The sequence below is a fragment of the Kocuria sp. NPDC057446 genome (assembly GCF_042802875.1).
Taxonomy (GTDB): domain Bacteria; phylum Actinomycetota; class Actinomycetes; order Actinomycetales; family Micrococcaceae; genus Kocuria.
Map to the genome: position 1 here is coordinate 25,555 of NZ_JBHVDI010000020.1, position 9,730 is coordinate 35,284.

11 protein-coding genes and 1 riboswitch are annotated in these 9,730 nt (G+C 73.8%); of the genes, 5 read left to right on the plus strand and 6 right to left on the minus strand.

The features are described from left to right. Positions 1-68: 68 nt before the first annotated feature. The gene (locus tag ACFU0Y_RS04460; protein ID WP_380213242.1) at positions 69-398 is read right to left on the minus strand and encodes a DUF3140 domain-containing protein; all 330 of its coding nucleotides are present in this window, start codon (positions 396-398) and stop codon (positions 69-71) included. After that, a complete protein-coding gene (locus tag ACFU0Y_RS04465; protein WP_380213243.1) occupies positions 395-1,036 on the minus strand; it encodes a GntR family transcriptional regulator in 642 nt (213 codons plus the stop codon). Before ACFU0Y_RS04465 ends, ACFU0Y_RS04460 begins: the two co-directional genes overlap by 4 nt. Before the next feature lie 132 nt (positions 1,037-1,168). On the opposite strand from ACFU0Y_RS04465, the gene ACFU0Y_RS04470 reads away from it, so the two are divergent. The 4 genes from ACFU0Y_RS04470 to madM are packed head-to-tail and all read left to right on the plus strand — an operon-like array spanning position 1,169 to position 5,216. Beyond that, complete coding sequence (locus ACFU0Y_RS04470; RefSeq protein ID WP_380213244.1) at positions 1,169-2,476, plus strand: malonyl-CoA decarboxylase domain-containing protein; 1,308 nt, start codon at positions 1,169-1,171, stop codon at positions 2,474-2,476. After that, entirely contained in the window at positions 2,473-3,999 is a 1,527-nt protein-coding gene (locus tag ACFU0Y_RS04475) for an AMP-binding protein (RefSeq protein ID WP_380213245.1), read from the plus strand. Before ACFU0Y_RS04470 ends, ACFU0Y_RS04475 begins: the two co-directional genes overlap by 4 nt. Positions 4,000-4,008: 9 nt before the next feature. Beyond that, positions 4,009-4,452, plus strand: a complete 444-nt coding sequence (madL, locus tag ACFU0Y_RS04480) for a malonate transporter subunit MadL (protein ID WP_380213246.1) — start codon at positions 4,009-4,011, stop codon at positions 4,450-4,452. Beyond that, on the plus strand, positions 4,449-5,216 hold the full coding sequence (gene madM / locus ACFU0Y_RS04485; RefSeq protein ID WP_380213247.1) for a malonate transporter subunit MadM: 768 nt from the start codon (positions 4,449-4,451) through the stop codon (positions 5,214-5,216). The genes madL and madM overlap by 4 nt, the downstream gene beginning before the upstream one ends. 7 nt (positions 5,217-5,223) lie before the next feature. Here madM and ACFU0Y_RS04490 read toward each other — a convergent pair whose 3' ends face one another. From ACFU0Y_RS04490 to thiE, 4 genes are all read right to left on the minus strand, one after another. Then, positions 5,224-6,135, minus strand: a complete 912-nt coding sequence (locus tag ACFU0Y_RS04490; protein ID WP_380213248.1) for a VOC family protein — start codon at positions 6,133-6,135, stop codon at positions 5,224-5,226. Positions 6,136-6,244: 109 nt separating this feature from the next. Continuing rightward, positions 6,245-7,036, minus strand: a complete 792-nt coding sequence (locus ACFU0Y_RS04495; protein ID WP_380213249.1) for an alpha/beta fold hydrolase — start codon at positions 7,034-7,036, stop codon at positions 6,245-6,247. A gap of 107 nt (positions 7,037-7,143) precedes the next feature. Next, positions 7,144-8,193 carry a hypothetical protein gene (locus tag ACFU0Y_RS04500; protein WP_380213250.1) on the minus strand — a complete coding sequence of 350 codons (1,050 nt, stop codon included), beginning with the start codon at positions 8,191-8,193 and terminating at the stop codon, positions 7,144-7,146. 110 nt (positions 8,194-8,303) lie between these two features. Then, complete coding sequence (thiE, locus tag ACFU0Y_RS04505) at positions 8,304-9,023, minus strand: thiamine phosphate synthase (RefSeq protein ID WP_380213251.1); 720 nt, start codon at positions 9,021-9,023, stop codon at positions 8,304-8,306. A gap of 15 nt (positions 9,024-9,038) precedes the next feature. Then, positions 9,039-9,142, plus strand: a riboswitch (TPP riboswitch). Here thiE and ACFU0Y_RS04510 point away from each other — a divergent pair. Next, the coding region (locus ACFU0Y_RS04510; protein WP_380213252.1) for an FAD-dependent oxidoreductase at positions 9,138-9,730 on the plus strand (593 nt) is incomplete at its 3' end. It overlaps the preceding riboswitch by 5 nt.

Here is a 9,730-nt window from a genome sequence, read left to right on the forward strand (position 1 = left end):
TGCACAACTGCAATTATGTGCTGGAGTGCCGGCCGTCCTCTCCGGAGGACCGGGTCCACCGCCGGAGCTCAGTCCTTGAGGGGGTCGTGGCCCCAGTTCATCAAGGAGTAGCGCCAGCGGGTCTCCCGCACGTCGCCCTCGGGCCGCTGGGCCAGGTGGCGGTGGACGTAGCCGACCACCGTGCGCATGTGCTCGTGGTCGTCGTCGGTGCGCTCGCCCTTCGGCGTGCGCAGGATCTCCACGATCCGCCGCCCGGAGCGGTGGCCCACCGACTCCCCGCCGTCGTCCTGGCCCACCGAGGTGGACTCGTCGGTCTCCAGCCAGTCGGAGAGCTGGCCGGCGGTCATGTTGACGGCCTGCTCGAAGTCCTTGCTTGTGGTGTCGTCGTTGCTGCTCATGTCTCGCTCCTCAGGACCAGTTCGGTGTACTCGTCTCCCTGGATCTTCACGTGGGCCCGCGCCCGCACCCGGGCCGCCTCCGCGTCGTGCCCCAGGACGGCCTCCGCGATCGCCCGGTGCTCGTCCAGGCTCCTGACCATGCGGTCGCCCGCACGCAGCTGGAGGCGGCGGTAGACCTCCAGGACGCCCTGCAGCTTCTCCGCCTCGGCGCGCAGGAACTCGTTGCCGGAGCCCGCGTAGACGGCCCGGTGGAAGCGGCTGTTGGCGTCGTAGTAGCCGTCCGGGTCGCCCGCCTGCACGAAGCGCTGGCAGGCCTCGAGCCACGTGGTCATCTCCGCGGCCGCCTCCGGTGACATCCGCCGGGCGGCCAGCTCGGCGCAGAGGCCCTCCAGGTCCGCCATCACCTCGAACCGCTCGGCGAGCTCGCGCACGCTCAGCCGGGAGACGAACGTCCCGTGCTTCGGCCGGATCTGCACCATCCCGGAGTTGCTGAGGTGCTGGAGCGCATCGCGGATCGGGGTCCGGGAGCACCCGTACTCCGCGGAGATGCTGGTCAGGTCCAGCTTGTCGCCCGGCCGGTAGCGGCCGGCGACGATGGCCTCCTCGAGGCCCCGCCGCACGCGCACGGCTTCGGTCATCGTTGCTCCTTCGACGCTCGGTCCCAATCTATCCCAGCCGATCTGTGGCACAGCTCACACGAATGCTCTACAGTGCAGTGATATATACAACAACGCTCGAGATGTACACATCATTTCCTCCAGGAGCCGACCATGGACGCTTCACCCCACCTGCCGCGGCGGCTGATCGAGCAGTGCGCCGCGCTGCTCGACGTCGGCGACGGCCACTTCAAGCCGACCCTGGCCTCCTCCGTGCTGGACGCGTGCGAGGAGCTCGCCCCCGAGGGGCAGGCCGCGTTCTTCCACCACCTCCACCACGACCTGGTGGCGGCCCCGGCCGCCGTCGACGCCGCCATCGCCCGCTGGCAGGCCACCCCCACCCAACAGTCGGCCCAGCACCTGCACGCGGTCAGCGAGTCGCCCCGCCAGGCGCTGCTGCGGGCCCTGAACCTCGCGGAGGACGGCACCTTCCGCCTCGTGTCCATGCGCTCGCGCTTCCTGGAGGTGCTGGCCGAGCACCCCGAGCTCGAGCCCGTGGACCAGGACTTCCTGCACCTGTTCCGGTCCTGGTTCAACGCCGGCTTCCTCAAGCTGCACGAGCTCTCCTGGGACTCGCCGAGCTCGCTGGTGGAGCACATCCTCCGGTACGAGTCGGTGCACCCGCTCGGCGGCTGGGCGGACCTGCGCTCCCGGCTGGAGCCGACGGACCGCAAGTGCTTCGCCTTCCTGCACCCCTCGATGGGGGACCGCCCGCTGATCTTCGTCGAGGTGGCCGTGACGGAGGAGGTCCCCTCCTCGACGGAGTTCATCACCGATCTCGACCGGGCGCGGCAGCAATCCGCCCGCACGGTGGCCACGCTCTACTCCATCAACAACACGTTCCCCGGTCTGCGCGGCATCCCGTTCGGCAACCACCTCATCAAGCAGGTGATCGCCCACGTGCGCCGGCACGACCCGGAGGTCACCACCTTCGTGACGCTCTCGCCCGTGCCGGGCTTCCGCCGCTGGCTCGAGGCGCAGCCGGCCGGCCGGGCCGGGGGCCGGAGCCTGGCCGAGGAGGCGGACGCGGCCCTCCGGGCCGGGGCCCCGGCCGGCGCCGTCGCCGCGCTCCGCCCGGCGGTCGTCGCCGCGGCCCGCAGCTACCTCCTGGAGAGCACCGACAGCCGGGGCAGACCCGTGGACCGCGTGGCCCGGTTCCACCTGCGCAACGGCGCCGTGCTGGACCGGATCAACTGGCCCGCGAGCACCGAGCAGCACGTCCTCGACCAGTCCTGCGGGCTCATGGTCAATTACCTCTACGACGCCCCCGGCGACCGCCACGGGCCCGGCAGGACCGGGCACGACAGGGGCGAGCCCGACAGCACCGGGTTCGACGGCACCGGACCCGAGCGGGTCCCCGCGACGGCGACCCGCGGCGCGGGCGGCGCCCACCGACAGACCACCACCGAGGAGACGACATGAAGACCATCCAGCAGCTGTTCGAGGACGCCGTGGCGAGGCACGGCGACAAGGCGCTCACCGTCGAGCCGGACGGGCGCCGGCTGAGCTACGCCGAGATGCACGAGCTGACCGGGCGACTGGCGGGAACCCTGACCGCCCTCGGCGTGCGCCCGGGCGACCGGGTCGCGGCCAAGGTCGAGAAGCTGCCGGAGGTCATCGCCCTCTACCTGGCCACCCTGCGGGTCGGCGGGATCTACCTGCCCCTGAACACCGCGTACACCGGCAGCGAGCTCCAGTACTTCGTCGAGGACGCCCGCCCCGCGCTGTTCGTCTGCAGTCCTGGCGAGGAGGCGGAGCTGGCCGGGCGAAGCCCCGAGGGCGTCGTCTTCGTGTCGATGGGCCCGCACCGGACCGGCACGCTCTTCGCGCAGGAGGACGTTCCCCCGGCGCCACCGGTCGCCGTCGAGCCGGACACCCCCGCGGCCATCCTCTACACCTCGGGCACCACCGGGCGCTCCAAGGGCGCGGTGCTGACCCACCGCAACCTCGCCAGCAACTGCGCCACCCTGACCGGGGCGTGGGAGTACACGTCGGACGACGTGCTCATCCACGCGCTGCCGATCTTCCACATCCACGGGCTCTTCGTGGCCGTCAACATGTCGGTGACCACCGGGGCCACCATGCACTTCCTGCCGAAGTTCGACCCGCAGGCCGTCCTCGACCTCATGCCGGAGTCCACGGTGCTCATGGGGGTGCCCACGTTCTACACCCGGCTGCTCCGGCACCCGGAGCTGACGGCCGAGCGCACGGGGCGCATGCGGCTGTTCGTCAGCGGGTCGGCGCCCCTGACCGCCGAGACGCACCACGAGTGGCGGGACCGCACCGGCCACGCCATCCTCGAGCGCTACGGCATGACCGAGACCGGCATGATGTGCTCCAACCCCTGTCGTGGCGAGCGCCGGGCCGGCACGGTCGGCCCGCCGCTGCCGGGCATCGACATCCGGGTGGTCGAGCGCGGGACGAACGCCGCGCTCCCGGCCGGGGGGGTCGGCTCGATCCAGGTGGCGGGTCCCAACGTGTTCCGGGAGTACTGGAACAAGCCGGAGAAGACCGCCGAGGAGTTCACCGACGACGGCTACTTCGTCACCGGGGACCTGGGGGTGATCGACGACGACGGCTACCTCTCCATCGTCGGCCGGGACAAGGACCTCATCATCTCGGGCGGCTACAACATCTATCCCAAGGAGATCGAGGAGCTCATCGACGAGCACCCCTCGGTGCGGGAGTCGGCCGTCGTCGGCGTGCCGCACCCCGATCTCGGGGAGGCGCCCATCGCCGTCGTCGTGCCCCAGGGCGGGACCTCCGCCGATCCGGAGGCGATCCTCGAGTCCGTCCGGCCGCGCCTGGCCCGGTTCAAGCAGCCGCGGCGGGTGGAGTTCGCCGAGGAGCTGCCGCGGAACGTGATGGGCAAAATCCAGAAGGCCGTGCTGCGGCAGGAGCACGCCGGCCTGTTCCAGCAGGCCCCGACCGGACCGACGAGCTGAGGAGCGGACATGATCATCACAGGTGTTGCGGTACTGGCCGGGTGCTTCCTGGTCGGCATGCTGGTCGGTGAGTTCCTGGGACTGCTGATGGGGGTCGACGCCAACGTGGGCGGTGTCGGCTTCGCCATGGTCCTGCTGGTGCTCGTCACCCACCGGATGCGCCGGGCCGGCATGCTGCCCTCGGCCACCGAGCAGGGCGTGTTCTTCTGGAGCGCCATGTACATCCCGATCGTGGTGGCCATGGCCGCCACCCAGAACGTGGTCTCGGTGGTGGCCATGGCCGCCACCCAGAACGTGGTCTCGGCGGTGGCCGGCGGCCCCATGGCGCTGCTGGTCGGGCTCGCGGCCCTCGTGGCCGGCGCCGCCCTGGTGCCGGTCCTCGCCCGGATCGGGGGCCAGGCGGAACCGCTGCCTCCCCTGGGGCGCGAGCCGGAGATGGAGGAGGTCGCATGACCGACGTCGTCGCAGGACTGCTGGAGGCCAACGGCCTCGTCTTCGCCTTCCTCCTGGTCGGGGTGCTCATCCTCGTCTCGAACCACCTCTCCCGGAAGCTGACCCGCGGCCGGCTCCAGGGCTCGGCCATCGCCATCACCGTGGGGCTCGTCCTCGCCTACTTCGGCGGCCTGCACACCGGGGGCGAGCGCGGTCTCGCGGACGTGGCGGTCTTCGCGGGCGTCGGCGTGATGGGCGGCGCCATGCTGCGCGACTTCGCCATCGTCTCCACGGCCTACGGGGTGGACCTGGACGAGATCAAGAAGGCCGGGCTCACCGGGGTGCTCGCCATCCTGCTCGGCGTCTTCGTCTCGGCGGTCGTCGGTGCGGCCATCGCGGCCGGCTTCGGCTACACCGACCCCGTGAGCATGGCGACCATCGGCGGCGGCGCGGCCACCTACATCGTCGGCCCGGTCACCGGGACGGCGCTGGGCGCCAGCAGCGAGGTCATCGCGCTCAGCGTGGCGGCCGGTCTGGTCAAGGCGGTCGCCGTCATGGTCGGCACCCCGCTCATCGCCCCGCTGATCAAGCTGAACAACTACAAGTCGGCCATGGCGTTCGGCGGGCTGATGGGCACCACGTCCGGGGTGGCCGGAGGACTGGCCGCCACCGACAAGCGGCTGGTGCCCTACGGCGCCATGACGGCGACCTTCTTCACGGGCATGGGGTGCCTGCTCGTGCCCTCGGTCTTCTACTTCGCCCTGGTGCTCCTCACCGGCGGCTGAGCCGGTCTCAGGCCGCGACGCCCACCTGGATCAGCGTGCTCCAGGGGTCCTCGAAGCGCAGCACGGCGCCGTCGTGCCGGGTGGCGATCCCGTGGTCGGCGAGCCGGGACTCCAGGGCCGCGACGTCGTCGGCGTCCGGCAGGTCGATGTTGACCTGGCCCAGCCCCAGGGACGCCGCGCGCGGGCCCGCTCCGGCGCTGTGCCAGGTGTTGAGCGCGATGTGGTGGTGGTAGCCGCCGGCGGCGATGAACAGGGCCGAGCCGATGTCGCTCATCACCTCGAAGCCCAGGACCTCCACGTAGAACTGCCGACCCAGCGGGATGTCGCCCACCTGCAGGTGGACGTGGCCGAGGGCGGCCGGCGGTGCCGCCGGGCGCCGCCCGTCCTGCTCCACCAGGTGCTCCTGCAGGAAGCCGTTCGGGTCCAGGGGATTGGAGGCCAGGGTCAGCAGGCCGCTGGGCTCCCGCCGCCACGTGTCGCGGGGGCGGTCGGTGTAGAGCTCCACGCCGTTGCCCTCGGGGTCGTCGAAGTAGAAGGCCTGGCTGTAGAGGTGGTCGGCGCTGCCGGTGAAGGACCGCGGTGCCAGCGTGGCCACGGACGCCAGGGCCGCGGCCAGGGCGGGCTCGTCCTCGAAGACCACCGCGGTGTGGAACAGCCCGGCCTGCCCGCGGCGGGCCGGCGGCAGCTCCTTCACCTGGCGCAGCCGCACGATCGTCCGGTCGTCCCGGCCCAGGACCGCGGTGTCCCCGGCGTGGGCGAGCACGTCGAGGGTGACGGCGTCCGAGTAGTAGGCGACCATCGTGTCCAGGTCGGAGACCAGCAGCTCCACGGCGCCCATCCGGGTGTCCGCGGACAGCAGGTCCTCGGCGGGGCGCGCGGTCAGGCTCCGGGGGTCGGGGTTCTGGGGAAAGATCGGCATCTCGGGTTCTCCGTCGGCAGGGGCGGCGCTTTGGTTGATGTGTCCCCAACAATAGCCCGAGAAGCTTTCCGGTGCAAGTAAATGGGTTCCCGGTGGGACCCCTTCCGGCTCAGCCGGTCCCGCTCGTCCGGCTCAGCACGAGCTCGACGGTCTCCGCGGGCCGGTCCCACATCGGGAAGTGGCCGCAGGAGTCGAACCAGTGCAGCTCGGCGTCGGGGAACCGCTGGAGGGCGCGCTCGGCCTGGCCCGGGGTGACCACCCGGTCCTGGCGACCCCAGCCGATCACGACGTCCCCCGGCGTCCGCAGGCGGGTGGCGCCGTCCTGATCGGGCCCGTGCACCAGGGCCCGCAGGAGGGCGTCGTAGCCGGGGGAGGACGCCCACGCGCGCAGCTCGCGCAGGACCAGGCCCTCGTCCAGCGCCCACGGCCGGGGGCTGAGCTGGGCGAGCAGCGCGGTGCGGGTGACCGGGTTCCGGGTCAGCGCCGGGAGCACCGGCTGCAGGGTGCGCACCAGCCGGACGGAGGCGCCGATCGAGGCGCCGAAGAGGCGGCGCTGGCGGGGGGTCCAGAAGCCCCCGGGGGACAGGGCCACGGCGGTCCCCCCGACACCGCGCCGGGCGAGCTCGAGCACGAGCCGGGCCCCGACCGAGCTCCCCAGCAGGTCGACGCCCGTCAGCCCGTGGACGTCGATGAAGCCGGAGACCGCGTCGGCGAGGCGGGCGACCGTCACCTCTCCCTCCAGGGGCGGGGTGGCGCCGAAGCCGGGCAGGTCCAGGGCGATCACCTCGCGGTGGGCGGCCAGGCCGTCCAGGACCGGGTCCCAGGTCCGCCGGGTCGAGCCGAGGCCGTGGATCAGGAGCAGGGGTCTGCCGGCGCCGAGCCGTTCGTGGTGCATGTCCATGTCCCCGATCCTTGCCGACGGCGAGCCGCACGGCCAGCGCTGATCGTCCGGCGGGACCGTCCCGGAGGGCCGGGCCCCGTCCGCGCAGTGGTCAGAGCATGCGGCAATCAGAGGATGAAGATCAGGGCGGCGATCACCGCCAGGATGCCCAGGAAGACGAACCCCCACGCCTTGAGGTTGTCGGAGTCGTCCTCCTCGGGCTCGGCCGGTCGCGGCGGCCACCCGCCGGGGCCGGGGCCGAACACCGGTCCGGAGGCGCCCGGCGCCCCGGCCCCCGGTGCTCCGGGCTGCTGGTCCCCGGGGCCGTACCCGGGGGCACCGTGTCCCGGGCCGCCCGGGCCGGGTGCCCCCGGTCCGGGGTGCTGACCGGGGAACTGGCCGGGTGGCGGCGGGGCCGGGCTCGCCGGGCTCACCCCCCACTGAGGGTTCTCGGGCGAGCCCGCCGGCGGGGCACCCGGCGGGGGCGTGCCCGGGCGGACGTCGCCGGGCGCGGCCGGTCCGGTCGCGGAGGAAGATCCGGTGGCCGGGCCCGATGCCGGGGGAGCCGCCGGCGGCAGGGTCTCGCCCGAGAGCACGGGACCGTCCTCGCGGTGGCCCCGCTCCGCCTCGTCCAGCAGGGTCACGAACTGCTCGAGCGGCTCGGAGCCGTCGTGCTCCCGCGCCAGGAAGCGCTCGGCGCGGCGGCGCACCACCTTGTAGACGCGCCCGTCGTCGGGGATGCCCAGGTCCCGGGCGGCCCGCGCCACGACCAGGGGCGGCTGCTCCGGCAGCGGGTTGGTGCCCCACTCCAGGAGGCCGGTCAGCAGCGGGCGCTCGAGCACGGCGGCCATGGCCGCCCGGGCGCCCGGGACCCGGGTCAGCTCCAGCAGCCCGCCGGGCGGCGCGGACGGGCACCCCGGCACGTCGCTGGGCAGCCGGGCGGCGCGCTCCAGCCAGAAGGTGTCGCCGAAGAGGGTCGCGAGCAGCACGGCGGCGGCGAGCCGGTCGTCGCTCGGCGCGGCGTCCTCGGGCGCCCCCTGCTCCCAGTGGGTGCCGAGGGCGCGGCGGGCGGGCTCACCGGCCAGCCGGACGCGCAGCTGCACGTCCTCCGGGCCGCGGGCGGTCTCCGCGGGACGCTCCACCGCGTGCCGCACCTGGGGGTCGAGCTCGGGGTCCATGGGCCACCTCTCCGTCGTCGTCCTGCGTCCATGCTCTCAGAACGGGCTGGACGGCGGCGGGGAGCGGGGAGGGAGCCCGGGCGGAGAGCCGGAGCGGCAACCTGCCGGGCTCAGGCGGGGAGCAGGCTGCGCAGCTGGCCCGCGGCCACGCGGGGATCGGGGGCCTCGGTGACGGCGCGGACGACGACGACGCCGCGCGCCCCGGCCTCCAGCACCTGGGGCAGCCGCGGCTCGTCGATGCCGCCGATGGCGAACCACGGCACGGGCAGGACCTCCGGGCCCTCGTCGAGGCGGGCCTCCGTCAGCTCGGCGACCGCGCGGACGAACTCCAGGCCCGTGGCCGGGCGCCCGGGCTTGGTGGGCGTGGCCCACACGGGACCCGTGCAGAAGTAGTCGACGTCCGGGTCCTCGAGCGCCGTCCGGGCCTGGCCCAGGTCGTGGGTGGAGCGCCCGATCAGCACGTCCGGGCCCAGCAGCTGCCGGGCCTGGGCGGGGGTGAGGTCGTGCTGACCCCCGTGGAAGACGTCGGCGCCCACCAGCGCGGCGACGTCGGCGCGGTCGTTGACGGCGACCAGGGTGCCGTACTCGGCGGCGACCCGGCCCAGCAGCCGCAGCGCGGCGATCTCCTCGTCCGCGTCGACGCCCTTGTCCCGCAGCTGCACGATGTCCGCGCCGCCGGCACAGACGGCGTGCAGGAACTCCTCGAGATCGCCCCGGTCCCGGCGGGCGTCGGTGCACACGTACAGCCGGGCGGCCAGGAGCCGGGCCGTCCGGGCTTCTCGCAGGGAGGACTCGGCGGGGGCGGAGGTGTCACGGGTAGGGTGGGTCACACGCTGATGATAGGTCAGCGGTTCTGCGGGAGCCCCACCGGGGGCTGAGAGGGCGTCCAGCGCCGACCGCCACACCTGATGCGGGTCATGCCGCCGTAGGAAAGGACGTTCCGTGTGACCTCCGCGCACCCCGTCCCCGCGACCGCGCCCCAGCCGTTCGTCCGCCGGCCCGAGCACGCCCGGGCCGACGTCGCCGTGATCGGCGCCGGGGTGATCGGCCTGGCCACCGCCTGGGAGCTGCGCCGCCGCGGCCGCTCTGTGGTGGTGGTGGACCCGGAACCGGGCTCCGGCGCGAGCCGCGCCGCGGCCGGGATGCTCGCCCCGGTGAGCGAGGTCCAGTACCAGCAGGAGCCCCTGTACCCCCTCATGCGCGCCTCGGCCGCCGAGTACCCCTTGTTCGTGGCCGCCCTCGAGCGGGCCGCCGGGGGGACGGTCGGCCACCGGGCCACCGAGACCCTGGTCTGCGGCGTGGACGCCGCCGACCGGCAGGCCCTGGCGGACCTCCGCGAGCTGCAGGGGCGCCACGGCATGACCGTGGAGCCGCTGACCCTGCGCGCCGCCCGGGGCCTGGAGCCGGCCCTGAGCCCGCGGCTGTCCGCCGCGTTCCGGATCCCCGACGACCACCAGGTGGACCCGCGCCGGCTCGTGGCCGGGCTGCTCGCCGCCCTCGTCGCCCCGGAGCTCCCGGAGGCTGCCGCGCCTCCGGG

Bases quoted from the DNA above. Each gene is read 5' to 3' on its own strand.
- ACFU0Y_RS04465 (WP_380213243.1), bottom strand. From the start codon at position 1,036: ATGACCGAAGCCGTGCGCGTGCGGCGGGGCCTCGAGGAGGCCATCGTC.
- ACFU0Y_RS04495 (WP_380213249.1), bottom strand. From the start codon at position 7,036: ATGGACATGCACCACGAACGGCTCGGCGCCGGCAGACCCCTGCTCCTG.
- ACFU0Y_RS04490 (WP_380213248.1), bottom strand. From the start codon at position 6,135: ATGCCGATCTTTCCCCAGAACCCCGACCCCCGGAGCCTGACCGCGCGC.
- madL (WP_380213246.1), top strand. From the start codon at position 4,009: ATGATCATCACAGGTGTTGCGGTACTGGCCGGGTGCTTCCTGGTCGGC.
- ACFU0Y_RS04470 (WP_380213244.1), top strand. From the start codon at position 1,169: ATGGACGCTTCACCCCACCTGCCGCGGCGGCTGATCGAGCAGTGCGCC.
- ACFU0Y_RS04460 (WP_380213242.1), bottom strand. From the start codon at position 398: ATGAGCAGCAACGACGACACCACAAGCAAGGACTTCGAGCAGGCCGTC.
- ACFU0Y_RS04500 (WP_380213250.1), bottom strand. From the start codon at position 8,193: ATGGACCCCGAGCTCGACCCCCAGGTGCGGCACGCGGTGGAGCGTCCC.
- madM (WP_380213247.1), top strand. From the start codon at position 4,449: ATGACCGACGTCGTCGCAGGACTGCTGGAGGCCAACGGCCTCGTCTTC.
- ACFU0Y_RS04475 (WP_380213245.1), top strand. From the start codon at position 2,473: ATGAAGACCATCCAGCAGCTGTTCGAGGACGCCGTGGCGAGGCACGGC.